General features: G+C 69.0%; 23 protein-coding genes and 1 tRNA gene. 11 read left to right on the top strand and 13 right to left on the bottom strand.

Annotation, left to right across the window (positions count from 1 at the left end; all coding sequences use genetic code 11):
* Positions 1 to 28 precede the first annotated feature (28 nt).
* Positions 29 to 1,534, bottom strand: a complete 1,506-nt coding sequence (locus ABZ297_RS07140; protein WP_355340720.1) for a potassium/proton antiporter — start codon at positions 1,532 to 1,534, stop codon at positions 29 to 31.
* Positions 1,535 to 1,557: 23 nt separating this feature from the next.
* Complete coding sequence (locus ABZ297_RS07135; protein WP_355340717.1) at positions 1,558 to 2,127, bottom strand: 5-formyltetrahydrofolate cyclo-ligase; 570 nt, start codon at positions 2,125 to 2,127, stop codon at positions 1,558 to 1,560.
* Between the two features lie 24 nt (positions 2,128 to 2,151).
* Here ABZ297_RS07135 and galU point away from each other — a divergent pair, with 24 nt between their 5' ends.
* The 7 genes from galU to ABZ297_RS07100 all read left to right on the top strand — a co-directional run bounded on the left by galU (position 2,152) and on the right by ABZ297_RS07100 (position 6,761).
* Positions 2,152 to 3,054: a UTP--glucose-1-phosphate uridylyltransferase GalU gene (gene galU, locus ABZ297_RS07130; protein ID WP_355340714.1), complete on the top strand. Its 903-nt coding sequence runs from the start codon at positions 2,152 to 2,154 to the stop codon at positions 3,052 to 3,054.
* Positions 3,041 to 4,228: a gephyrin-like molybdotransferase Glp gene (gene glp, locus ABZ297_RS07125; protein WP_355340711.1), complete on the top strand. Its 1,188-nt coding sequence runs from the start codon at positions 3,041 to 3,043 to the stop codon at positions 4,226 to 4,228. The genes galU and glp overlap by 14 nt, the downstream gene beginning before the upstream one ends.
* The gene (gene moaC, locus ABZ297_RS07120; protein ID WP_355340708.1) at positions 4,225 to 4,698 is read left to right on the top strand and encodes a cyclic pyranopterin monophosphate synthase MoaC; all 474 of its coding nucleotides are present in this window, start codon (positions 4,225 to 4,227) and stop codon (positions 4,696 to 4,698) included. Before glp ends, moaC begins: the two co-directional genes overlap by 4 nt.
* A 27-nt stretch (positions 4,699 to 4,725) precedes the next feature.
* On the top strand, positions 4,726 to 5,202 hold the full coding sequence (locus tag ABZ297_RS07115) for a MogA/MoaB family molybdenum cofactor biosynthesis protein (protein WP_355340705.1): 477 nt from the start codon (positions 4,726 to 4,728) through the stop codon (positions 5,200 to 5,202).
* Positions 5,203 to 5,251: 49 nt separating this feature from the next.
* Complete coding sequence (locus ABZ297_RS07110) at positions 5,252 to 5,905, top strand: GNAT family protein (RefSeq protein WP_350807807.1); 654 nt, start codon at positions 5,252 to 5,254, stop codon at positions 5,903 to 5,905.
* A gap of 124 nt (positions 5,906 to 6,029) precedes the next feature.
* Positions 6,030 to 6,638 (top strand): hypothetical protein, encoded by a 609-nt coding sequence (locus tag ABZ297_RS07105; protein ID WP_355340702.1) that lies wholly within the window; start codon positions 6,030 to 6,032, stop codon positions 6,636 to 6,638.
* Positions 6,639 to 6,687: 49 nt separating this feature from the next.
* Positions 6,688 to 6,761 (top strand) — tRNA-Ala (locus ABZ297_RS07100).
* Positions 6,762 to 7,558: 797 nt separating this feature from the next.
* On the opposite strand, the gene ABZ297_RS07095 is transcribed toward ABZ297_RS07100, so the two are convergent.
* Positions 7,559 to 9,145 (bottom strand): alpha/beta fold hydrolase, encoded by a 1,587-nt coding sequence (locus ABZ297_RS07095; RefSeq protein WP_355340699.1) that lies wholly within the window; start codon positions 9,143 to 9,145, stop codon positions 7,559 to 7,561.
* A 526-nt stretch (positions 9,146 to 9,671) separates the two neighbouring features.
* Positions 9,672 to 11,258: an MFS transporter gene (locus tag ABZ297_RS07090; RefSeq protein WP_355340697.1), complete on the bottom strand. Its 1,587-nt coding sequence runs from the start codon at positions 11,256 to 11,258 to the stop codon at positions 9,672 to 9,674.
* 93 nt (positions 11,259 to 11,351) lie between these two features.
* On the opposite strand from ABZ297_RS07090, the gene ABZ297_RS07085 reads away from it, so the two are divergent.
* Positions 11,352 to 11,747, top strand: coding sequence for a helix-turn-helix domain-containing protein (locus ABZ297_RS07085; protein ID WP_355340694.1), 396 nt, complete (start codon positions 11,352 to 11,354; stop codon positions 11,745 to 11,747).
* Positions 11,748 to 12,039: 292 nt separating this feature from the next.
* On the opposite strand, the gene ABZ297_RS07080 is transcribed toward ABZ297_RS07085, so the two are convergent.
* Genes ABZ297_RS07080 through ABZ297_RS07065 form a run of 4 tightly spaced genes read right to left on the bottom strand, consistent with a single transcriptional unit; the run spans position 12,040 to position 15,642 of the window.
* On the bottom strand, positions 12,040 to 13,233 hold the full coding sequence (locus tag ABZ297_RS07080; RefSeq protein WP_355340690.1) for an ABC transporter permease: 1,194 nt from the start codon (positions 13,231 to 13,233) through the stop codon (positions 12,040 to 12,042).
* Positions 13,230 to 13,952: an ABC transporter ATP-binding protein gene (locus ABZ297_RS07075; protein WP_355340687.1), complete on the bottom strand. Its 723-nt coding sequence runs from the start codon at positions 13,950 to 13,952 to the stop codon at positions 13,230 to 13,232. The genes ABZ297_RS07080 and ABZ297_RS07075 overlap by 4 nt, the downstream gene beginning before the upstream one ends.
* Positions 13,949 to 15,067, bottom strand: coding sequence for a peptidoglycan-binding protein (locus ABZ297_RS07070; protein WP_355340684.1), 1,119 nt, complete (start codon positions 15,065 to 15,067; stop codon positions 13,949 to 13,951). Before ABZ297_RS07070 ends, ABZ297_RS07075 begins: the two co-directional genes overlap by 4 nt.
* Positions 15,064 to 15,642 (bottom strand): hypothetical protein, encoded by a 579-nt coding sequence (locus ABZ297_RS07065; RefSeq protein ID WP_355340681.1) that lies wholly within the window; start codon positions 15,640 to 15,642, stop codon positions 15,064 to 15,066. Before ABZ297_RS07065 ends, ABZ297_RS07070 begins: the two co-directional genes overlap by 4 nt.
* Positions 15,643 to 15,850: 208 nt before the next feature.
* Here ABZ297_RS07065 and ABZ297_RS07060 point away from each other — a divergent pair, with 208 nt between their 5' ends.
* Positions 15,851 to 16,504: a response regulator transcription factor gene (locus ABZ297_RS07060; protein ID WP_355340678.1), complete on the top strand. Its 654-nt coding sequence runs from the start codon at positions 15,851 to 15,853 to the stop codon at positions 16,502 to 16,504.
* Complete coding sequence (locus tag ABZ297_RS07055; protein WP_355340675.1) at positions 16,504 to 17,835, top strand: ATP-binding protein; 1,332 nt, start codon at positions 16,504 to 16,506, stop codon at positions 17,833 to 17,835. Before ABZ297_RS07060 ends, ABZ297_RS07055 begins: the two co-directional genes overlap by 1 nt.
* On the opposite strand, the gene ABZ297_RS07050 is transcribed toward ABZ297_RS07055, so the two are convergent.
* Genes ABZ297_RS07050 through ABZ297_RS07040 form a run of 3 tightly spaced genes read right to left on the bottom strand, consistent with a single transcriptional unit; the run spans position 17,818 to position 20,703 of the window.
* Positions 17,818 to 18,612 carry a hypothetical protein gene (locus ABZ297_RS07050; RefSeq protein WP_355340672.1) on the bottom strand — a complete coding sequence of 265 codons (795 nt, stop codon included), beginning with the start codon at positions 18,610 to 18,612 and terminating at the stop codon, positions 17,818 to 17,820. The two genes, ABZ297_RS07055 and ABZ297_RS07050, sit on opposite strands and share 18 nt — an antisense overlap.
* Positions 18,609 to 19,871 carry a hypothetical protein gene (locus ABZ297_RS07045; RefSeq protein ID WP_355340669.1) on the bottom strand — a complete coding sequence of 421 codons (1,263 nt, stop codon included), beginning with the start codon at positions 19,869 to 19,871 and terminating at the stop codon, positions 18,609 to 18,611. The genes ABZ297_RS07050 and ABZ297_RS07045 overlap by 4 nt, the downstream gene beginning before the upstream one ends.
* Positions 19,855 to 20,703 (bottom strand): hypothetical protein, encoded by an 849-nt coding sequence (locus tag ABZ297_RS07040; protein WP_355340666.1) that lies wholly within the window; start codon positions 20,701 to 20,703, stop codon positions 19,855 to 19,857. Before ABZ297_RS07040 ends, ABZ297_RS07045 begins: the two co-directional genes overlap by 17 nt.
* A gap of 154 nt (positions 20,704 to 20,857) precedes the next feature.
* On the opposite strand from ABZ297_RS07040, the gene ABZ297_RS07035 reads away from it, so the two are divergent.
* Positions 20,858 to 21,814, top strand: coding sequence for a phosphotransferase (locus tag ABZ297_RS07035; protein WP_355340663.1), 957 nt, complete (start codon positions 20,858 to 20,860; stop codon positions 21,812 to 21,814).
* Between the two features lie 6 nt (positions 21,815 to 21,820).
* Here ABZ297_RS07035 and ABZ297_RS07030 read toward each other — a convergent pair whose 3' ends face one another.
* Positions 21,821 to 22,054, bottom strand: a complete 234-nt coding sequence (locus tag ABZ297_RS07030; RefSeq protein WP_355340660.1) for a hypothetical protein — start codon at positions 22,052 to 22,054, stop codon at positions 21,821 to 21,823.
* Between the two features lie 10 nt (positions 22,055 to 22,064).
* Positions 22,065 to 23,021 (bottom strand): aminoglycoside phosphotransferase family protein, encoded by a 957-nt coding sequence (locus ABZ297_RS07025; protein ID WP_355340657.1) that lies wholly within the window; start codon positions 23,019 to 23,021, stop codon positions 22,065 to 22,067.
* Between the last annotated feature and the right edge of the window lie 36 nt (positions 23,022 to 23,057).

Here is a 23,057-nt window from a genome sequence, read left to right as displayed (position 1 = left end):
GCTAATGGTAACCGATTAGGTCAAACAGCTATTCCTGTCCGCGCTCCCCGTACCAACCAGCCAGCTTGCCGCGCCGGCTGACGGCACGCAACCGCCGCTCGACCTGGTCGCGGCAGGCGGCGGTGGTGACCACGAGGAGCTGGTCCTCCGCTCTGATCCTGGTGGTGGCGGAGGGGACGAACGAACTGCCTTCCCGGACGACCAGCGTCACGGCGGCCCCCGCGGGCAGCCGCAGCTCGAAGATCTCCACGCCGTGCAGCTTCGAACCGGTGGGCACCTTGATCTGCAACAGGTCCGCCTTCAGCTCCTCCAGCGGCGCCGACTCCACCTCCAGGTCGTGCGCCTCGCCAGGGGCGGCCACACCGAGCAGCCTCGCCACGAAGGGCAGCGTCGGCCCCTGCACCAGGGTGAACACCATCACGATGACGAAGACCTCGTTGAAGACCTCCTTGGAGCCGTGGACGCCCGCCGCCCATGGGATCGTCGCCAGCACGATCGGGACCGCGCCGCGCAGGCCCGCCCACGACAGGAACGCCTGCTCGCGCCAGTTCACCCTGGCCAGCCGCAACACCCGCGCCACCAGCGCGCTCACCACCACCGAGATCGGGCGGGCGAGCAGCACCAGGACCGTTCCCGTGATCAACCCGGGCACGATGGCCGTCGGCATCTCCTTGGGGCTGGCCAGCAGCCCCAGCATGACGAACAGCCCGATCTGGGCCAGCCATGCGGCTCCCTCGGCGAAGCCCCTTGTGGCGGCCCGGTGGGGCAGCCGCGAGTTGCCCAGGACCAACGCCGTCAGGTAGACGGCCAGGAAGCCGGATCCGTGCAGCCACACCGCTCCGCCGTACGAGATGAACGTCAGCGCGAGCACCGCGATCGGGTACAGACCGGACGCGGGCAGGGCCACGCGGCGCAGCGCGTACGCCCCGGCGGGGCCGATGGCCAGGCCGACCGCGGCGCCGATGACCAGCTCTACCCCGGTGCGCAGGAAGAACGTGCCAAGGTCGGGCGTCATCTGGGAGAAGCCGCTGAGCAGCACCACCGCGATGACCGTCGGCGCGTCGTTGAAGCCCGACTCCGCCTCCAGGATGCCCGCCAGGCGCGGTGGCAGCGGCAGCCGCCTGAGCACCGAGAAGACCGCGGCGGCGTCCGTCGAGGCGAGGACCGCTCCAAAGATCAGCGCGGAGTTCCGGTCGATGCCCAGCAACCCCTGGACTGCCAGCGCCGTCACCAGGATGCTCACCGCGACACCGACGGTGGCGAGGATCGCCGCCAGGGGCACGGAGCCGCGCACGTGGTTCCAGTTGGTCGTCAGACCGCCCTCGGCCAGGATCAGGGCCAGCGCGGTCAGCCCGATCTGCTGGGCCAGGTCCGGGTTGCCGAACGGGATGCCGAGCCCGGAATCGCCCAGCAGCAGGCCGAAACCGAGGAACAGCAGGAGGCTGGGCAGGCCGCTGCGGTGCGCGACCCGCACGCAGGCGATCGCCGCGATGACGATCGCGGGACCAACAAGAAGCCAGACATCAAACGGCATCTGGCTCCCTCCTGCACGATGGTTCACATAAGCCTAGTGAGTCCCGCAGGGGTAACGGCAAAACGGACGTGTCGGTCGTGTGGTTCCGAGGGGACGTCGTCCCGAAGCTCCCCTTCGTGAAGCAGCGCGACCGTGGGGACGTTCGGCCCGACCCTGTCCAGCGCACGGTCGTAGGAGCCGCCGCCGCGGCCGAGCCGCACGCCCGTCCGCCTGTCGACGGCGAGAGCCGGGACGATCACCAGCGCGGCGGTGCGGACGGCGTCGACGCCGCGCCGCGCGTCGATCGGCTCCATGATCCCGAACCGCCCGGGAGCCAGCGTGTCGGGACCGTCGTACACCGCCCAGTCCAGGTCGTTGTCGGCCTGCAGGACGGGCAGGATCACGGTCGCGCCGTGCTTCCACAGCGCGAACACCAGCCCGTGCGTCTCCGGCTCCGTGCCCACCGACCAGTAGCAGGCCACCAGCCCGGCCATCTGCACCCACGGCTGGTCCAGCAGTGTCTCCCTGACCTTGGTGGCGTTCGCGCGCAGCTGCTCCGCGGTGAGGGAGGCGCGCGCGGCGTTCAGCTCGCGACGCAGGTTCGACTTGTCCACAGGTACCTCCACTAGGGTCTACTCATGGCTGACTTCGACCCTGTGACGAAAGCCGTCGTGCCCGCCGCGGGTCTGGGCACCCGGTTCCTTCCGGCGACTAAGGCGACACCCAAAGAGATGCTGCCCATCGTCGACAAGCCCGCGATCCAGTATGTCGTCGAGGAGGCGGCCTCCGCCGGGCTGCTCGACGTCCTCATGGTCACGGGCAAGAACAAGCGGTCGATCGAAGATCATTTCGACCGCGCGTTCGAGTTGGAGGAGGTGCTCGAAGCCAAGGGTGACGAGCACCGGCTGTCCCAGGTTCGCGAGCCCGCCTCGCTCGCCACGCTGCACTACGTGCGGCAGGGCGAGCCGAAGGGGCTCGGGCACGCCGTTCTCTGCGCCAAGCAGCATGTGGGCGACAACCCGTTCGCCTGCCTGCTCGGCGACGACCTCATCGACTACCGCGACGCGCTGCTGAAGCGCATGATCGAGGTCCGCGACCAGTTCGGTGGCAGCGTCATCGCGCTGATGGAGGTGCCCAAGGAGCAGGTCTCGCTGTACGGCGTGGCCACGATCGAGGGCACCGTCGAGGACGACGTGGTGCGGGTGACCGACCTGGTGGAGAAGCCGCCGGTCGACGAGGCTCCGTCGAACTGGGCGATCATCGGACGGTACGTGATCGACCCGGCCGTGTTCGAGGTGCTGGAGAACACCCCGCCGGGGCGCGGCGGCGAGATCCAGCTCACCGACGCGCTGCGCACGCTGGCCGGACGCGGGTCCGAGCAGGGCGGCCCGGTGCACGGCGTGCTCTTCCGCGGACGCCGCTACGACACCGGCGACAAGCTCGACTACCTGCGCACCGTGGTGAGGTTCGCGGTCGACCGGCCCGACCTGGCGCCGGAGTTCGTGCCGTGGCTACGACGGTTCCTCGATGAAATCGGTTGACGAGCACCTGGCCGAGATCCTGGCCACGGTGCGTCCGCTGGCCCCGCTGGAGCTGGAGCTTGAGCAGGCGCTGGGCACGACGCTGGCCGAGGAGGTCTCCTCGCCGGTCCCCCTGCCGCCCTTCGACAACTCCGCCATGGACGGATATGCCGTACGGGTTGCCGACATCTCGGACGTGCCGGTCACGTTGCCGGTGATCGACGACGTGGCCGCCGGGTCCGACGAACTGCGTGCCGTCGGGCCAGGGCACGCCGTGCGGATCATGACCGGCGCCCCCCTGCCCGCCGGCGCCGACACCGTCGTGCCCGTGGAGTGGACCGACGGCGGCACCGTCTCCGTCACGATCAACCGGTCCGCCGGCGAGGGCAACGCGATCCGGCGGGCGGGCGAGGACGTCAAAGCGGGGCAGGCTGTCCTCGAACCGGGCACGGTGATCCGTCCCGCCCAGCTCGGGATCATCGCCGGAGTGGGGCGCCGCCGCGTCTGGGTGCGTCCGCGCCCCCGGATCGTGGTCCTGTCCACCGGCGCGGAGCTGGTCGAGCCGGGGCTCCCGCTGGGGCTGGGCCAGATCTGGGACTCCAACAGCTTCACGCTCACCGCCGCCGTCCGCGAGGCGGGCGGTGAGGGGTTCCGGGCCGGCACGGTGGGCGATGATCCCGCCGTCTTCCTCGAACAGCTCGACTCCCACCTGGTACGCGCCGACGCGATCATCACCAGCGGCGGCGTCTCGATGGGCGCGTACGAGCCGGTCAAGGAGGCGCTCACACCGCTCGGCACCGTCCGGTTCGAGAAGGTCGCGATGCAGCCGGGCATGCCGCAGGGGTTCGGCGTCGTGGGCGATGACCAGGTGCCGATCTTCGCGTTGCCCGGCAACCCGGTCTCGTCGTTCGTGTCGTTCATGCTCTTCGTCCGTCCCGCGCTCGACAAGATGCGCGGGCTGCCCGCCGGGCCTCCCGCGACGGAGACCGCCTACGTCACCACGCCCGTGCGCTCGCCCGCGGGGCGGCGCTCGTACCTGCGCGGGGTGCTCGCCGCCGACGGCACGGTCGCGCCCGTACGGGGGCAGGGCTCCCACCAGCTGGCCGCCCTGGCCTCGGCGAACGCGCTGGTCACGGTGCCGGAGGACGTCACCGAGCTGCCCGCAGGGAGCGCTGTGGAGGTGATCAGGCTGTGAGTGAGTTCACCCATCTGGACGAGACCGGCGCCGCGCGCATGGTGGACGTCTCGGCCAAGGAGGTCGGCGTCCGCACGGCCGTCGCCACCGGGCGGGTGCTGCTGTCGCCGGAGGTGGTGTCGCTGCTGCGGTCCGGCGAGGTGCCCAAGGGCGACGCGCTCGGAGTCGCCCGGATCGCCGGGATCATGGGGGCGAAACGGACCCCTGACCTGATTCCGCTCTGCCATCCGATCGCGTTGCACGGGGTGAAGGTGACCCTGGAGGTGGCCGACTGGGGGGTCGGGATCACGTGCAGGGTGAAGACCGCCGATCGCACGGGCGTCGAGATGGAGGCGTTGACGGCGGTCTCGGTGGCCGGGCTGGCGCTGATCGACATGGTCAAGGCGGTCGATCCGGCGGCGGTGATCACCGATGTGCGGGTGGAGGAGAAGACGGGTGGCAAGACCGGGGTGTGGACCCGTCCGTCGTAGGTTTCGTACGCCGTGGGAGGTCGGCTGGTGATCCGTGCGCTTGTGGTGACCGTGTCGAACCGTGCTTCTGCCGGGATTTATGCCGACAAGTCGGGGCCGCTCCTCGCGTCGCTGCTGGGTGAGGCGGGGTGCGTCGTCGAGGGGCCTGTGGTGGTGCCCGACGGGGAGGCGGTCGAGGTGGCGCTGCGCGACGGGGTCGCCGGCGGATACGACCTGATCGTCACAACCGGCGGGACGGGGCTGACACCGACCGACCGGACCCCGGAGATGACCGCCCGGGTGCTCTCGCGCGAGATCCCCGGCATCGCGGAGGCGATCAGGCAGGCGAATCGGGAGAAGGTGCCCACCTCGATCCTGTCCCGCGGGCTCGCAGGTCAGGCCGGGAACACGCTGATCGTGAACCTGCCCGGGTCCAGCGGAGGCGTCCGCGACGGTATGGCCGTCCTGGCGTCCGTGCTGCAGCATGCGGTGGAGCAGGTCCGCGGCGGCGACCACCCGCGCTGACAGGTCCCCCGGAGCGATCCGTGGCGACATCCCGCCCGATAGGGGGATGATGAGAGGCGTGGATCGACTTCGTGGCTGGCCCGCGACCCTGAGCGAAGGCCCGGTAGGCCTGCGGCCGCTGCGGCTGGGCGACGTGCGGGTGTGGCGCGACACCAGGGTGCGCAACGCCGACTGGCTGCGTCCCTGGGAACCGAGCAACCCCGAGACGCCGCTGTTCCGCACCGGGCTCGGGCCGTACGTCTCCATGGTCGCGACGCTGCGGCGCGAAGCCCGGCAGGGGCTCGCGCTGCCGTGGGTGATCACTTACGGTGGCCGCTTCGCCGGGCAGCTGACCATCGGCGCCATCGTCTGGGGCTCCGCCCGCACGGCCCAGGTGGGCTACTGGATCGACGGCGCCCTCGCCGGACGCGGCATCACCCCCACCGCCCTCGCCATGGCCGTCGACCACTGCTTCTTCACCACCGGGCTGCACCGGCTCGAAGCGAACATCCGTCCCGAGAATCAGGCCAGCCGCAGAGTGGTTGAGAAGCTCGGATTCAGGGAAGAAGGCATTCGGCGTCGTCAACTTCACATCGATGGAGCCTGGCGCGACCACCTCTGCTACGCACTGACCGTCGAGGACGTACCCGGCGGGCTGCTCGTGCAGTGGCGTCGCGCTCGTGAGTCGGCCGCTCACGGTGGGTCTCCAGTAGAAGAGGTTTGACGATCTCGCGACACACCGCACCGAATGCTCGTCAATTAGTGACACGCGGTCTTACGGTGCGTGACGTGAGCACATCGAAGACGCCAAGAGCACCTCGGCGTTTTTGTGCTGCCCGGAGGTGGTCGTGAGCAGCGTCCTCCTCTATCTGGCCATCGTCGTCATGTGGCTCTGCGTCCTCATCCCGATGTGGTTGCGGCGCGACAAGAGCACCCTGATCGAACTGCACGAGCTCGAGGAACACTACACCGGCGAGCACCAGCTCCCCGACCTCGACCACGCGCCTGTCGAGCTCTCCGACTCCGATGAGCCCTTCGACGAGGAGGGGATGCCCTCTCTCGCGGAGGTCGAGAAGGTCGACGTCCGGCAGTTCCAGGCCAGGCGCCGCGCCATCATCGTGGCCCGCCGCCGGCGCCTGCTGTTCTTCACCGCCCTGCTCGTCCTCGCCTCGATGATCACTGCTGCGGTGGAGATGATCCCGTGGTGGGGGGTCGCGCCGTCGATCGTCATCATGGTCGCCTACCTGGCCTTTCTCCGCATCGCCGTCCAGGTCGACCGGGAGCGTCGCCAGCGCGCCGCCCAGGCCCGCGCGGCCCGGCGCCACCACGAACAGCGGCGAGCGGTCCAGCTCGCGGCCGAACAGGCACAGGCGGAGATCATCGAACTCGCGTCCAGGCAGGGGGACGTCCTGTTCGACCAGTACGCCGATCCGCCGAAGCGCGCGGTCGGCGACTGATCGGTGGCGCGAGAACCCCCGGGAGTTTGCTAATCTAGTCGAGGTCCTTGGGGATGTAGCGCAGTCCGGTAGCGCACTTCGTTCGCATCGAAGGGGTCAGGGGTTCGAATCCCCTCATCTCCACAAGGTCAAAAGGCTCGGTCCCGACGTCGGGGCCGAGCCTTTTTGCTGGTCAGGGGCGATGCGGGGTTGCCAGTGATCCCCGATCGGTGGCGGAGTGTCCGAGCAGAGGTTCGGCCCGGAGTCAGCGGACGTCCTTGGAGCCGCTTGCCGTAGGCGGGGATGTCAGGGACGGGCCCGCTTGACTGGCAGCCATGAGGTGAGCAGCGGTCGTCCGGAACGGCAACACCGTGGACATCGGCGGCTTCGTGAGCCCAAACCTCGCAGCGTAGATGAACAGGTCATCGGCCAGATGCTCGAGCGTCTCCCGACACGTCCAGTCGAGAGTGCCGGCCTTGGCCTCCCACGCCTGGGGATCTGCACGCTTCAGAGCGTCGATAGCCAAAGTGACGACCCGACGCACGTCCTCTCGTCGACCGCAGTGTCTGCGTTGCGTATGCGGAGGATCGTAACAACGGCCGCTGTGGGCCTGGTCCGCCCGGCTCTGACTACCTGGCCGAACCCGTCCCGCAATGCGACCCATCAAGACGTCAAACACAAAGCCGGGGCGGTTCACCCAGAACCCCTCGGGAGGAAGGTGACCGACCGCCCGACTGACCTCCCACCAACTGGACGACCCTCATGAACCATGAGGTGTTCCAACTGCGCATCGACCAGGCCGCCGTGTCGCTGTGGGAGCTGGGCGACCTCCTCGGGATCCTGTGTTGTCGGACGTGAGTGCGGAGCCCCGGGGCCGACGACCAGAGGCGCTGCCGGGAGGCCGAAGGCGGCTTCCCGGCAGCGTGGGAAAGGCTGGGGTTTCAGCTCGGCGTACCAGGGCGAGGTGTCGGCCTCGTGCCCTCGCCTGGCACTTCGACGGCCGGGCAGCTGGTGCCCTGATCGGGAGTCTTGAGGTCGATGAGGAAGGCGTCGATCGCGTCGTTGACGCACGCGCTCGGCCCGAAAGCGACAGTGGAGGGGTAGATGGTGTGCCCGAACCCTTCGTAGGTCACAAGGAGTGCTCCGCTCTGCTTGGCGGCGCTCTTGGACCACAGGTACACGCTCATGGGGTCATTGATGTTGCCGATCATGACCAGCGGTAGATTGCCCTTTATGCGCAGAGGCTTCTGGGGGTTGGTGGTCTTGCCTCGCCACCCCACACAGTCCAGCGCACCGTCGGTGGCGTTGGGGTTCCACTCGACGTTGGGGTACCGCTTGGACAGCCGGGCGATGTAGCTCTTGAGCTCGGCATAGTTCTTGATCCCGAAGGTCCAGTCCTGGCACCACATCGCCTGCTGCGGGTAGGTCATCACCTTGGGCATCTCGGGCTGCTGCGGCGTGGACGTCGTCGAAGGCGCGGGCGAGGGCGAACCGGTGCCGTCGTGCAGCGACTTGAAGAGCTTGGCCAGGTCCTTCCAGTACTCCGGCCCGCTGACGGCTTGGGCTCTCCCGGTCAGCATGTCGAAGTCGACCTTCACACCGGTGGCCGGGTCCACCAGCTTCCCGCTCTTGGCCCGCTCGCGCAGCTCGCCGTAGACCTTCTTGGCGTCCATTCCGTAGAGGGCGCAGTCGGAGGTCTTGTCGCACCAGTCTGCCCACTGGACGAAGTTCTTCTCCATCGCTGCGGTCTGGCCGTCCAGGAAGTCCCACGCGGATCCCAAGCTGTGATCCACATTGCCGTCGGCGACCAAGGCCCGCACGTGCTGGGGGAACTTCTCGGCGTACTGCTGGATCATCAGGGTTCCGTAGGAGTACCCAACCTGGGTGATCTTGTCTTCGCCCAGGGCGGTCCTGATGGCGTCGATGTCCCGGATGACGTGCAGGTTGTCGAGGTGGTCGTACAGCGGGCCGGTGAGCTTGCGGCAGTTCTGGCCGAGCTTCTCGTTGATCCGTCTGAGGGCGGCGAAGTCGGCCGCGCTTCGGCTTGCCCGCCTCTTGGCCTCGTCCGCCTGGTGGAGCAACTCCGTGTCGCACTTGGCCGGAGTGCTGGTGTTGACACCCCGCGGGTCGAAGCTGACCACGTCGAATCGTTCACTGACAGCCGAGGTGAACAAGTTCGGCTTCCGCTTGACCTCGTCGACACCGGAGACTCCCGGGCCCCCGGGATCCATGAGGATGGAACCGATGCGGGCCCCGGGCTTGGTCGCCTTGCGACGGGCCAGACCGATCTCGATGGTCTGACCGCGTGGATGTGACCAGTCGAGCGGCACCTTGATGGTCGCGCACTCGACCGCTCCTGTGGCGTCCTCGCAGGAGTGCCAGTCGATCTTGCTCTTGGTGGACGCGGCGTCGGCCGGGGTGGCCGTGCCCGCCGATGCCGCCAGCATCAGCGCGCCGGTGAGAAGGGCGGTCAAGCGGCCGGTGCGAGGTCTGGTCAAGGGATGGCTCTCACGGATTCGAAGCCTCATCAGGCATCCTTCGTCATTTGATCAGGAATTCGGCAATGAGGGACGGCATCATGTGGGGGTTACGGTCGTCGCCAGCTGGACCTGACGGATGCCGAACCGACAGAGAACAGGTATACGGGAGTGACAGTTTCGGAAACGTTTCAGTGCGTTCAGGGGCGGCCGCATTTATTGGCTGAATAGGTCGAGGCGCTGCAAGTGCTTCCGCTGTCGCTGAGCGAGCTGGTCACTCGAGGAGGAACGCCTCGAAGTGGGCGCGTGAAGTGCGGGCGGCGGGCAAAGCTGTCGCAGAGCGTCCCTGGCTGTTGTTTCTCAAGGGCGGCCCCGAATTCTTCACGTCCCGGCCCTTGAACAACGAAGGGTGGTTGGTCCGCGCCCTGGCCGAGTGCTGGGTGCTGCTCGATCGACGTACCGCTCGACACCCGGTGTCCCCACGCACTGGCTCGCCTCGGCACCGCCGCAGCGATGGTCTTCTCGTCGTGCTCGCTGGGCATGCGCAGGAAGGTCTGTGGAAGGGGGCTGGCACTTGCTAGTGCCACCGCCTACGACCTCCTGCGCGACCAGCGCCGACACGCCGGCGCCCGCCCGGGCTGAGCACCAACGCGGTGAGCGCGGCCAGCGCCGCGAGCAGCATCGCAGCGGTCGCCGTCACCACGGTGAACCCCGTGTCATAGGCGTCTCGGGCGGCGTTTCGCAGCATGGCGGCCGTCGCCGGGTCGAGCCGGTCCGCGACGTCGGCGGCCGCCCCGATCGACTCCCGGGCGGCTTCGCGGCTGGACGGGGAGAGGCCTGGCACGGGTGACAGCACGATCCGGTACGTCGCGGCCAGCACGGTCCCGAACACGGCGACGCCGAGCCCTGCCCCGAGCTCGAAGGAAGTCTCCTGGATGGCCGCGGCCTCACCGGCCCGGTCGGGATCTGCCGCGGCCATGATCGAGTCGGCGCCCAGCGTCATGATGACTCCCGCCCCGATCCCCGCCGCGACGAGCACCGAGACCACCAGGCCGTACCCGGTGCCGTGACCCGCCACCGTCATGACGGCCAGGCCGACGGCGAACAGGCCGAGCGCTCCGACCGTGGTGGACAGGTTGCCGAATCGTCGCGCGGCCCGCGGGGCGAGGACCGCCCCGGCCGCGTTGGCGGCGGCCAGCGGTGCCAGGGCGAGCCCCGCCTGCAGCGGTGTGCGGCCGCCGACCCACTGGAACCACTGGGTGAAGAAGAACAGCATCGCGGTGTAGCCGCCGAAGCAGCCGATGACGCACACCGTGGCGATCATGAAGCGGCGATCGGAGAACAGCGACAGATTGAGCAATGGCTGGGCCAGCCGCCGCTGACGGACGACGAACGCCGCCAGCAGTCCCGCCCCGGCGACTCCGATGACGCCGGTCAGCAGGTCGAGGCTCATGTGCTCGCCCACCTGTTTGACCGCGAAGACGATGCCGGCGAGCCCGATGATCGACTGCAGGACGCCGAGCAGATCCCACCGGCGCGGCGCGCGGTTTCTCGACTCTGGGATCACCTTGCCCCCCACGGCGAGCACGACCGCGGCGATCGGGACGTTGACCAGGAAGACCGCACCCCACCACCACCTGTCAACCGCCGCTCCCCCCACCAGCGGCCCGATCGTGGCGCCCACACTGTGCGCGGAGGTCCAGATCCCGATGGCCAGCGCTCGCTCGTGATCGTCGGGGAAGACCACCCTGATGATGGCAACGGTGGAGGCCATGATCATTGCTGCACCCGCGCCGAGCAGCATCCGCGCGCCGATCAACTGGGCGGTCCCCTGCGCCAGCGCCGCGGCGGCCGACGCCAGGCCGAACACCGCCATCCCCGCCAGCGCCATGCGCTTGCGGCCGATGCGGTCGCCCAGGGTCCCGCAGGTCACCAGCAGCGCCGCGAGGGTGAGCGAGTAGACGTCCACAATCCAGAGCAGTTCCACATTGCTCGGGTGCAGATCCATGGTCATCGACGGCACCGCGGCGTGGAGCACTGTCAGGTCGACGCCACACAGCAGCAGGCTCGTACACAGGACGGCGAGGACCGCCCACCTGCGCCTGTAGGCCGCCGGGGTCGCGGGTCGAGGGTCCGGCGAGCCGGTGAGGTCGTTGACACCCATGGCGGCACTCTGTCGGCGCCGGTACCGTTCTCACAAGTACGGTCATTTCTGTGCCGTAGTGTCACTTTGTATACCGATGCTGGAGGGCGGCACGTGCGAGGCGGCAGCGAGACGACATCGGACGAGTGCGCGGTCGAGATCGCCATGGAGGTTCTCGGCGGCAGGTGGAAGCTGGCCATCCTCAAGCGCCTGCTCACCGGCACCCACCGCTTCGGAGAGCTGAAACGGGCGATGCCCGGCATCACCCAGCGGATGCTCACCCGTCAGTTGCGCGAGATGGAAGCCGATGGACTGGTCGTACGTGACGTGTACCGCGAGGTGCCCCCGAAGGTGGAGTACTCCCTGACGGAGACGGGACGGAGCCTGGAACACATCGCCGACCTGCTCGACGACTGGGGACGGTGGTACCGCGACACCGTCCGGAGGCAGTCTGAGGGCGAACGGTCCTGTGACGTCCACCCTGACCTGGCACCACCCTTGGCCGGTTGATCAGACCCATGTCGGCGGCGAGTGCGGGCTCGGCGACCTGGACCGCCTGCCAGTGCATCGTCACTCCCGGCTCTTCAGCGTCCGACGCCTTGATCGCCTGTCTGCGGGCGATTGTCGTCTCCCGGTTTCCCGCGCCGGGGGGCGGCAGCACGATCGTCTGACAGGAGGACCTGGAGATCCCCTTCGATCTGGCCAGGCGGCTCGCCTGGCTGGCAGCCTCCCTGGTCAGAGGGTATGCCGCCCCCGGCACCGCGCAGTTTCGTCCGCGGTGCCGGATGGTGTGGCGATGGGTTCAGACGGTTCTGAGTGCCTCTGTGGGTTGCATGCGGGCGGCGCGCAGCGCCGGGAGAAGTCCTGCGACGGCGCCGATCGCGACGGCTGCGCCGAGCCCGCCCCAGGCGAGGGGTGGCACCACGGTGGTCCAGTCCTTGACGTGGGCGTACACCGCTGTGGCCGCCACCCCGATGGCCACTCCGGCAGTTCCTCCGAGCGCGGCCAGCAGGATCGCCTCGGACAGGAACTGCAGCCGGATGTGTCCCTTGGTCGCGCCGAGCGCGCGCCTGAGCCCGATCTCCGACCGGCGCTCGAGGACGGAGATGACCATGGTGTTGGCCACGCCGATGCCGCCCACGAGCAGGGCGACCGCGCCGAGGCCGAGGAACAGGCCGCTGAGCGCCGACTGTGCCGCGGCGCGGGCCACCAGGGCGGCTGAGGGGCGGCTGACGCTGACCTCGCCGGGGTTCTGCGGGTTGGCCGTGGCGGCGAGCACCTTCTGCACGTCGCTCACCTGCTCGGTCTGGGCTCGTACGTACACCGTGGACGGGTGGCCGTCGAAGTTCAGATATCTCTGCGCGGCCGGGTACCCGACCAGCACCGAGGAGTCGATCTCTGGGGTCAGCGCGGCGGGGTTGAGTATCCCGGCCAGGTAGAACCACTGGCCGCCGACCCAGATGCGCGCACCCGGATGGATCCTGGCGATACCCAGGCGGGCGGCGGCGTCCGAACCGAGCACCGCGACCGGTTGCCCGGCGGTGGCGGCGTTGAGGTAGCGCCCCTGGGCGGTGGTGGTGCGTACCGCCGCGGGCAGGTTCAGGCTGGCGGCGTGAACCGTGATCGAGTTGGTGTTGAAGCTGGGGATGTGCGGGCTGCGGTAGGCGCCGGCCTCGACCTTGCCGGTGTGCTCGACCGTGTCCACCGGGCCGATCCTGGCGATCATCGCAGGGGCGTCCACGGGCAGCTTGGCGTCGGCACCGCCCATGGTCTGGCCGGGGGTGACGGTCAGCAGGTTGGTGCCTAGCTTGTCGATCTCGGACAGCAGCCCGGCCTGCGAGGAGGCTGACAGGCCGAGCACCGCCACCATCGCGGCGACGCCGATGGCGATGCCGAGGGCCGACAGGGCGGCGCGCATGCGGCGGGTACGCAGGCCGACGCCGGCGGTGCGGGCCAAGTCGGCCGGGTGCAGGCGGCTGGACGCCGTGCTCGTCATGGCCGGTTCCTCTCGGTGTCGGCGACGATGCGGCCGTCGAGGACCTCGATGCGGCGGGGCAGCCGCGCGGCCAGCTCCCGATCATGGGTGATCATGACGATGGTGGCGCCTTCGGCGTTGAGCTCCCGCAACAGCGCGAAGATCGCGCTCCCGGACGCGCTGTCGAGGTTCCCGGTGGGCTCGTCGGCCAGCACGATGTCCGGGTTGCCGACCAGCGCACGCGCGATCGCCACGCGCTGCCGTTCACCGCCCGACAGTTCCGGCGGCCGGTGGTGGAGGCGATGGCCGAGCCCGACCCGCTCCAGGGCGACCGCGGCGGCCCGCGTCCGCGTCCGGTGCCGGGTGCCCGAATACAGCATCCCGTCGGCCACGTTCTCCAGTGCGGTGGCGTGCTGGGCCAGGAAGAACTGCTGGAAGACGAAGCCGATCCTGGACGCGCGGAGCCCGGCCAGCGCCCGGTCGGACATGCGAACCAGATCGTCGCCCACGATGCGGACCGTCCCGGACGTGGGCCGGTCCAGGGTGCCCATCACCTGCAACAGCGTGGACTTGCCCGACCCTGACGGGCCCACGATGGCCACCAGTTCGCCCCGCCGTACGGTGAAGGTCGCCTCGGCGAGCGCCACCACCGGGGTGGCGCCCGGGTAGATCTTGGTCACCTGGTCAAGCTGGAGCACCGGCTCGCCGAGCGGCCGCGGTTCCGCATGAACGCCGGTCATGTGCTCGGCACCACGATGTTCTGGCCGGCTGCCAGGCCGTCACCGGTGACTTCGACCTTGCCGCCGCTGTCGTCGAACAGGCCAGTTTCCACCGGGATCAGCCGGTGCCTGCCGTCCGTCTCCACGACCTCGACCGCGTAGCCGCCCCCGGCCAGCGCCAGCAGCGCGTTCACCGGCACCGACAGCACGTCCTCGACCGTGTCGGTCACGATGGACACCTGTACAGGCGCTTGGTCGAGCTGCCCCGTCGTCTGCGGCCTGAGCGGTTTGATCCGGACGTCGACGGTGGTGCCGCTGTCCGCTTTGACGGCCACCCTGCCCACCGAGGAGACGACGCCGGGGCTGGTCTTGCCGTTGGGCAGCGTGATGGTCACCTTGTCGCCGGTCGCGACCTGGGACTGCCGGCTGGCGCTCAGTTCGACGGTGATCTGGCGGGCCGTCGACGAGGCCCGCAGCACCACGGACCCGGCCGCCGCCGTGCCACCGGGCACTGCGATGATCTTGGTGATGCGGATCCGCCCGGCGGGGACGAACACCGCCTGGCCCAGTGTCAGGTTCCCGGTCGCCTCCAGCCCCGCCGCCTCCTGCAGTTCTTTGAGGGCGTAGTAGGTCGGTCGGCCGAAGTAGTCGGAGTCGGGGTCGATCTCGTCCTTGGTGGCGTACCTGAGATCCACCAGCGCGGCGTTCAGTTGCCGTACGTCGCTGCCCTGGGTGCCCCAGGACAGGTCGCGGTAGACCGGAACCTCACCGCGCAGCAGCACCACGGGCCTGCCGTCCACCCGGTAGAGCACCCGGCCCTGGCTGATGACCTGGCCGACCGCGGGCAGCCTGGTCACGGTGCCGCCGGCCTTGTTGACCACCTGGTAGTCGCCCGCGTAGCCGAGCGTGCCGTTCTCCATCGTTCTGGCCGACAGGGTGCCCCTGGTCACCTGCGCCAGCGCCGTTGCGGCCGCGGTCCGGGCCGGCGCCTCCTTCGTCCCGGCGGCGAACGGGCCGGACCGCGCGTACCACGCACCGGCCGCGATCATCGCCCCGCCCACGGGGACCGCCACGAGCCGGCCCAGCCGACGCCGACCCGTCGAGCTCCCTGTGTCCGCGGTCTGGGCGGCACTCACGACATTCCCCCCTTCATCTGCCCCTGCTTCGGCATGTTCCGCGGCTGGTACTGCTTACAGGCTTCCTCCGCCTTCTTGAACGGCTCCGAGGCGGGGTCCACGGTGCCGTTCTGCGGGAAGATGAACCCGCCGTTGTCGTCGGGGTCGGGGAAGCTCGGCACGCCGTTCTCCCGCATGCACTTGGCGTACTTGAGCTTGTCCGGCACCGGCCAGGAATCGTCAAGCGCGGGGGGCTGATCCGGAGCCGGCGGCTGGAACTGCTTGCAGCTCTTCTCCGCCGCCTTGAACTGCGGGGAGTTGACCAGTTCCGGCGAGAAGGCAAGACCCTTGTCGGGCTTGGGATCGGGGAAGTCCGGCATGCCATGGGCGCGCATGCACGTGGCGAAGGCCAGCGCGTCTCCCTTGGAGGCGGCCGCGGTCTGGGGCTTCTCGTCGCCCGCCTGGGGCGCCACGGACGCGATGGTCCTGACCGGCCCCTCGCTGCCGCCGCAGGCCGCGGTGGCCAGTACGACGGACGCCAACAGGACGGCCATCACGCCGAACCGCCGCATGTCCGTACTCACAACGATTCGCATATCGCTCTCCCTTACGTCCGGCGAGAGGCACGTCTACGTCCGGCGAGAGGCACGTCCCGAAGGCGTGCACTGGTGGAATGCGATCGTTTGTAGGGGATCTGCGGTTTCGACAAGGTTTCACTGACCCTGACCTGCGGATGAAACGCTGCCGAAACCGGCGTTGGAGGATCCTGTCGGAGATGTTCTGTCTCGGCGGAGGGAGCTGTGGGTGCGCGTGCTCGTGGTGGAGGACGACGAGGTGACGGCGCAGACGGTGGCCGTGGGCCTGCGCAGGGCCCAGATGGCCGTGGACGTGGCGCTCGACGGGCCCGGCGGGCTGGAGCGCGCGTTGCTCAACGACTACGACGTGATCGTGCTCGACCGCGACCTGCCGGGGATGCACGGCGACGACGTGTGCGCACAACTGCTCGCGGCCGGCTGCCGCAGCCGGGTGCTGATGCTGACCGCGGCGGCGACGACCGAGGACCTCGTCGACGGGCTAGGCCTGGGCGCCGACGACTATCTCACCAAGCCGTTCGACTTCCCCGCGCTGGTGGCGCGGATCGGCGCGCTGGCTCGCCGCGCCCATCCGGCGTTGCCCCCTGTGCTGCGCCACGCCGATCTCGCGCTGGACACCGCGCGGCGCCGGGTCAGCCGGGGCGAGCGGCCCCTGGAGCTGGCCCCCAAGGAGTTCGGTGTCCTGGAGTTGCTGCTGGCATCCAAGGGTCGGGTGGTTTCCGCCGAGGAACTGCTCGAGCGGGTCTGGGACGAGAGCGCCGACCCGTTCACGCACGCCGTGAAGATCACCATCAGCAGGCTCAGGGCCAAACTCGGCGATCCACCGATCATCGAGACCGTAGCCAGGCAGGGATACCGCATCTGATGGCGTCCCTGCCGGCCCTGACTCGGCTCGCCGACCGCCTGGCACGTCCGCACCTGCCGCGCCGAACCGTGCGGCTGCGGATGACCCTCCTGTACGGAGGCCTGTTCCTGGTCTCCGGCGTCGTCCTGCTGGCGATCACGTACCTGCTGGTGCGCCACGCGGTCATGGGCCAAGTGGTCAAGAGCTTCATCCCCGCGCAGGGCGACGGCTCCGTCCCCTCTCCCAACATGCCGCCGCCAGGCAAGCTGCGCTCCGTAGAACTGCTCCCTGCCCAGATGCAGCAGGTCGCGGAGCTTCAGCGGGCCGAGGTGCTGGACCAGCTTCTGATCAATTCCGGGATCGCGCTCGCTCTCATGTCGGTGATCTCGGTCGCGCTCGGCTGGGTCGTCGCCGGACGCATCCTGGGCAGGCTCCGTACGATCATCGCGACCGCCAGGGACATCTCGGCGACGGACCTGCACCGGCGCCTGGCCTTCGACGGCCCCGCCGACGAGCTCAAGGCGCTGGGCGACACCTTCGACGGCCTGCTGGCCCGGCTGGAGGCGTCCTTCCAGGCCCAGCGCCAGTTCGTCGCCAACGCCTCCCACGAGCTCCGTACCCCACTGACCCGGCAGCGGGCACTCGGCCAGGTCGCCCTGTCCGACCCGACACCCACCGTGGCGTCGCTACGAGAGGCGCACGAGCAGATCCTCGCCGCCGGAGCCCAGCAGGAGCGGCTCATCGAGGCGTTGCTCACCCTGACCCGCGGACACGCGGGCATCGAGGTCCGCCACGCCTTCGACCTGGCCCAGCTCACCGAAGAGATCACGGACACCCGCCGCGCGGAAGCCCACCGGCGGGGCGTGACGATCCGCCCGTCCTTCGGCGCCGCCCTGGCAGCCGGCCACCGCCCTCTTGCCGAACGACTGGTCGCGAACCTGGTGGACAACGCGCTGTGCCACAACACCTCGCCCGGCTGGGTAGAGGTGCGAACCCGGACCACGAACGGCCACGCCGTACTCACGATCACCAACTCGGGCCCCCTGGTGCCCCCTGACGCCGTCGAACGCCTCTTCCAGCCCTTCCAACGCCTCGGCATCGCCCGCACGGACCGCCCGGACGGGCTGGGCCTCGGCCTCTCCATCGTCCAAGCCATCGTCACCGCGCACGACGCCACCATCACCACGACTCCCAGACCCGAGGGCGGCCTGACCGTCACCGTCACCTTCCTCAGGCCATCGGCCGTAGAGCGTGTCCGGCAACCCCACGTGCGACGGTATGAAATCGCCGGTGATGACCACGCAGAATACGAGAGTGGCACGATTCCCCGACAACTACCGCCACCGGCCTAACAGGACCCTCTGGTACGGGGGAGCGACGACGGGGAGTTTGGTGAGCGAGCCGGTTCTGATATCGGCGGCGTAGTAGCCGTTGTAGGTCCTGGCCAGGAGGTGATCGGCGTCAAGCCATTGCTTGGTTGCCGGGATCGGGAAGTTTCGCACCGCCTCACCGGTCGCGAAGTCGATGAGCGTGAAGCCTCGGACCGCGATGAACTTGCCGTCGGGCGAGAGCGAAGGCCCGTCGTTGCGGTTGAGGTACTTGAAGACGCGCGGTTTCTTGCCTGGAGAGACCCAGCGCAGGTCACTGTCGCCCTCGCAGTGTCGTGTCCCGAGTACTCCGGAAGAGGTCACGCCGTAGAGGCGGCAGACGTTCTTGATGATCCTGGTTTCGCCGGTGTCAAAGTTGGTGATCGTGGTTTCCGCAACCGCCTCTGGAGAGGTGGCGAAGAACATGCCGTCGCCCGAGACGGCCAGGTGCGGCTCATCCTCGCGGACGCGGCCTGCCGGCTTCGCGTTGAGCTGCCGGATCTGGCCGGTGCGCAGGTCGAGCGCGACGTAGTGGCCGAAGGCGTCGTCGATGTAGACGACGCGGTGGCCATCGCGGCTCACGCCCACGATCTTCCTGACATTCTGGATCGCCACGTCCTGGCCGGATGCGAGACGGGCGATATCTGATGTGCTGATCCAGCGGACGGGGGACTGAGTGGGCGCGAACGGGCGCGGCCCCTCGGGAGCGGGGGAGGAGCAAGCCGTCAGCAGGAGTGCCGCCAGGGCGAGTGGGACCTTCATACCGCTCCGATCGTGATGTCGTCCCCGGCTACCTCCGGAGCGTACGGCACCGGCCGGGTCGCGCCGCTGAGCACGTTCATGAGGTAGACGGCGGCTGAACGGTACCCAGGCGCATACACCAGCACCTCGCCAGGCCCCGTCCACCGGTAGATGCGCCTGAGCTCGGCGGTCGGTGGCAACTGCGCGTCGACCTTGCGCAGCACCCCGCCGTTCTGGCCGAGGACCAGGACACGCCGGCCGGAGGGTACGGCGATCTCCTTGCCATCCGGCGATACGGCCGGCCGCCGGTCGGATTCCAGTGCCGCGGCCTGTGCCTTGGCGATCACTGAGCCGTCCAACGCCACGATCTTGACCCCGTTGTAGGAGTGGCCCATCACCAGATGGCCGCCCGCCCATCCCAGGAGAGGCTCGTCGTCCTCGATGCGTATGACGGTGCCCGACCGCGTGTCGGCGACGACCACTTCCTCTGCTCGTGTTTGTTCCATGGCCAGATAGCGGCTGTCGGGAGAGAAAGACAGGCCGACCTCGTAGAAGGCGGTCGGAACGGGAAGGATCGCACCGGTCGTGACGTCGTGGATCACCACCTGCATGCGGGCGAAGCTGTAGTAGGCGAGTTTGCGGCCATCCGGGCTCACCTGCACGTCGGTTTGCGGCAGCGCGTCCGGTAGCCGCCAGCGCCGTCCCGACGTGTCGACCACGAGCCATCCTTCGGACGGATCTGCTGAGGCGAACGGCTCGATCCGATCGGGAAACAGCTCGTCCCGCACACGCATGCCGTACCGGATGGGCTCGGCTGCCGCGGCAGGCAGAACCGGCAGCAGCGGTGGCTTTCGAGCTGTGAGCGGGACCACGGCGGCTGAGCCGGCCATGCCGAGCAGGCAGAGGCAGGCGACGAGTTTCGGGAAGCGCGTCGGCGCCGGGCCCGGTGTCGTGGCTGCCTCCCGAAGCCGGGCGGCGAGCGCCGCCCTTTCCTGCTCCGGTACGGCAAGCGCTCGGACCTCGGCCTGGCTCAACCCGCACAACTCGGCCGTGTCCTGCTCGTCCCATCTCTCATGCAGCGTCGCTACCAGCACTGCCCGCTGCCGCCGGGACAAGCCCCGACCCCAGGTGGGCGCATCCCAGACGCGCAGCGGAGACAGGAAGCGGCGAAACATCCGGAAATAGGTGGCAGGGGTGCCGCTGCCCTTGGCGAGTCTCGCCGCCGATTGACCGGCGAGTAGGGAAGCGGCCCGTGCCTGCCGTTCAGCCCAGCCAGTCATTACCCGCCCCGGGCAACGCGATGTAAGGGATCCACTTGTCTGGCAACGCCGGGTCGTGGCGCGTGTCGCCCGTCTTCACGTCAACGAGCTGGTACGGCGAATCCTGGACGATGACCTCGTGATCGTTGAACCAGGCGATGATGCCGGGATTGTTTCTCCTGATCAATTTGATCTTCTTGCCGGACGTGGCGTCGCTGATGAGGACTCCGTCGAAGTCGTATGAGGCAACAAGCCGAAGGTCGGGCGAAACCAGCCCGCCGGTAAGTTTGCCGACGAACGCGCCCGTAGCATCGCGTCGAACGATCACGAGCCGGGCTTCCTCCCCATGGCGTGCGCAGCCGGGCACACCCCAAACGACGGTGTCGGACAATCCGTACACCTTGCAGATATCGGTGATCGTGCGCCGCTCGCCGGTCCGGAGGTTCGCGATCAGCGTGCGATCCCGATAGGAGACCGTGACGTCCCGGCCGTCGAAGGAGGTGTGCAGGCCGGTGATTCGGCCCGCGTCGGTGAGGTCGTGCACCGTTTCGTCACGCAGGTCGCGTGCCCGAATACGGCCGTCCTGAACGTAGACGATCGTGTGACCGTCGCCGCTGACGATGAGGGGGTCGTCTGCCTGGATCTCGTTGAGCGTGAGCGTCTGTCCGGATCGCAGACGAAGCACCCAGCCCTGGTCGTCGTTGGGATCCCCGTAGAGGATCGGCTCAGTCGTGAGGGCCTGCGGCCACCGGATGTAGACGCTGTAGCCAACGATGAGGAGGAAGGCCGCGGCGAGGCGGCCAATTCGGTCGCGACGCGCGCGGCGTGCTAATCGGGTCCAGGTGCCAGGCACACGGCTGATCGTAGGGAAGGAGATGCCGCGGTGGAAGCCGGGCCAGGTGGTAGGTGGCGGTCGTGTACGCCGGCCAGGGGCCGCCTGCGTGCCCGGATGTGGCGCTGCCGAAAACGCCTGGTCGGGCTGGTACAGCCGCTGATCTAATGCGCAGATGGAGATCCCACCGAAGGCCGAAGCGGCCCCCGACGCTGATCCGTGGCCCGGATACTTCGCCGGCCGCGGACACCCAGGGGCCCGTCGTATCGGCGCCGGTGTCGAGGGCGTCGTCTACAGGCTGGGTGACGGCCAGGTCGCCAAGGTGTGGACCGGTCGGCCGCCGACCGAGCTCACCCGCCAGGTGTACGCGGACATCGCACAACACCGACTGCCATTCGCCACCCCGGAGATCTTCGAGGTCCAGGAGCACGAGGGCATCGTGGTGACGTACGAGCGTGAGCTGCCTGGCGTCCCAATGCGGGGCGATTGCGCGCACGAGGACTACGAGCGTAAGCTGCCCGTCGCCCACAGGAACGCGCTGCTTGCCGTCCTGCGCGGCCTCGCCTCGGTGCCGGGTACGGACGCGATGCGCCAACTGACCGTCCAGGGCGACGACCGTCCGTTGTGGCAGGATCACGACCGCTTCCAGGACGCGCTCGCGGCCCTGGTCGTTCGAGCAGCGGCCCGGCACGGCGCTGCGCTGGCCGTGGAGGTGCCGAACTTCAGCGCGGGGGTCGAACGCACGCTGAAAGCACTGCGGTCGCTGCCCGACGCTCCGGTCACAGCGATCCACGGCGACCTCGTCCCGCCCAACATCCACACCGCCGCCGACCGACCCGTCGCCGTACTCGACTTCGGCTTCTATACGACCGCAGGCGACCCGGCATTCGAGGCGGCCGTCACCGCGGCCATCTGGGACATGTACGGCCCGTACGCCGAGGAGCACACCGCGGAACTCACCCGGTTCTTCGCACAGGAACTCGGCTACGCGCCTGCCGCCCTCACCGTCTACCAGGCCGTATACGCCCTCACCACCTACGATCTCTTCGGCATGGACGACAACGACGGGCACTTCCGATGGTGCGCCGAACAGCTGCGCCGCAACACCGTGTTCAGCGCCCAGGTGTCGTGACTACAGCTACTTCGTCCACGCCAGTAAGCGATCACCGTGTTGCGACGACCCCTCGAATGCGCCCTCGCTCAGCCGCCGCCCCTCGTCGTGCCCGAGCCACGCGTGCAGCCGCTCGCCGCTCTTGCCCAGCCCGGGCCATTCGGCCAGGTCGGGCCCGGTGACGAACCCGTCCACCGACATCGAGATATCCACCTCAACAAGTGCCATACCCGAGTAGACGTACTCCGGCCGGAATGTCATGGGACCGAAGTCAGCGGACGCCGGCCGAGGTTCGTCGGCTGCGTTCCGTGAGCAGCTCCGCCAGGCGGTCTGCGAACTGGGTGACCCAGTCCAGTCGTGGTCCGCTGCGGGCGATGCGGAATCCGTGGCGGCGGCCCCAGAACGCAGCCTGGACGGCGTGGAGCTGAGCCCATCGCTGGGCGCGTTCGCGATCTAGTTCCGCGGCGTCGACGAAGACGTCCAGGGTGTGGTGGAGGGCCTTGCGCAGGTCGTCCGCTTCGAGCAGCGTCAGCGCGCGCGACTTGAGCAGAGTGCCGCCGTCGTAAGCGGGGTCTCCCGCGTACCCCTTGGGGTCGACGGCGAGCCAGGGCTCACGGTCGGCGCGCAGGATGTTCCCGGCGTGGAGGTCGCCGTGGATGAGGACGTCCGGCTGGACGCGGCCCAGCTCACGGATGGTCGCCACGGCGGCGTCCACGACGTAAGGCGCCAGTGAATGGGGCAGCTCCTTGGCATCCGTGCGTAGCTGCTCCTCCCAGGCGTCGGCCTGCTCGCGCAGCCGCGGCAGACCGGGCGGCGCGGGGATGGCCAGTCGGCGACTGATCCGCCCGGCGACCGCTACAACCTCATCGCCGTCTTCGACCTCTGCCAGCGTCGACGTCTGGACCCGCTCGAGCAGCATGGCGAAACGCTCGTCGTCGCGCTCGTGCAGCAGAACGGCTCCGTGCCCGCCCCATGCTGCGAATGCGTCCGGCTCATGGACGTTGCCGGGATGCGGAAACGACACCTTCAGGACGGCGGTCCCTTCGGCTCGCCATCGCACCGGGACGACGAGCCCGACAGCCCCGTGCATGACCTCGCCGTCCAGCACGCACTCCCAGCGCCCCAGCAGCTCCTCCACGATCCCAGGCAGTTCGGCGAGCCACGCCGCTCCGGGCTCTCCTTCACGCTCCACAGTGCTCCGCGCGAACGCCCTTGGCATCTCGATCATTCGGGCACTCTAGGTGCCAGGCCGACTCCGGCACCA

The organism is Nonomuraea sp. NPDC005983, assembly GCF_040614375.1.
Taxonomy (GTDB): domain Bacteria; phylum Actinomycetota; class Actinomycetes; order Streptosporangiales; family Streptosporangiaceae; genus Nonomuraea.
The sequence above is the reverse complement of the archived record's forward strand: the minus strand, read 5'-3'. Positions and strand labels throughout refer to the sequence as shown.

Coding starts and splice junctions, on each gene's coding strand:
- ABZ297_RS07140 (WP_355340720.1), bottom strand. CDS start 1,534: ATGCCGTTTGATGTCTGGCTTCTTGTTGGTCCCGCGATCGTCATCGCG.
- galU (WP_355340714.1), top strand. CDS start 2,152: ATGGCTGACTTCGACCCTGTGACGAAAGCCGTCGTGCCCGCCGCGGGT.
- glp (WP_355340711.1), top strand. CDS start 3,041: ATGAAATCGGTTGACGAGCACCTGGCCGAGATCCTGGCCACGGTGCGT.
- ABZ297_RS07110 (WP_350807807.1), top strand. CDS start 5,252: ATGAGAGGCGTGGATCGACTTCGTGGCTGGCCCGCGACCCTGAGCGAA.
- ABZ297_RS07095 (WP_355340699.1), bottom strand. CDS start 9,145: ATGAGGCTTCGAATCCGTGAGAGCCATCCCTTGACCAGACCTCGCACC.
- ABZ297_RS07090 (WP_355340697.1), bottom strand. CDS start 11,258: ATGGGTGTCAACGACCTCACCGGCTCGCCGGACCCTCGACCCGCGACC.
- ABZ297_RS07080 (WP_355340690.1), bottom strand. CDS start 13,233: ATGACGAGCACGGCGTCCAGCCGCCTGCACCCGGCCGACTTGGCCCGC.
- ABZ297_RS07075 (WP_355340687.1), bottom strand. CDS start 13,952: ATGACCGGCGTTCATGCGGAACCGCGGCCGCTCGGCGAGCCGGTGCTC.
- ABZ297_RS07065 (WP_355340681.1), bottom strand. CDS start 15,642: ATGCGAATCGTTGTGAGTACGGACATGCGGCGGTTCGGCGTGATGGCC.
- ABZ297_RS07055 (WP_355340675.1), top strand. CDS start 16,504: ATGGCGTCCCTGCCGGCCCTGACTCGGCTCGCCGACCGCCTGGCACGT.
- ABZ297_RS07050 (WP_355340672.1), bottom strand. CDS start 18,612: ATGAAGGTCCCACTCGCCCTGGCGGCACTCCTGCTGACGGCTTGCTCC.
- ABZ297_RS07045 (WP_355340669.1), bottom strand. CDS start 19,871: ATGACTGGCTGGGCTGAACGGCAGGCACGGGCCGCTTCCCTACTCGCC.
- ABZ297_RS07035 (WP_355340663.1), top strand. CDS start 20,858: ATGGAGATCCCACCGAAGGCCGAAGCGGCCCCCGACGCTGATCCGTGG.
- ABZ297_RS07030 (WP_355340660.1), bottom strand. CDS start 22,054: ATGACATTCCGGCCGGAGTACGTCTACTCGGGTATGGCACTTGTTGAG.
- ABZ297_RS07025 (WP_355340657.1), bottom strand. CDS start 23,021: ATGATCGAGATGCCAAGGGCGTTCGCGCGGAGCACTGTGGAGCGTGAA.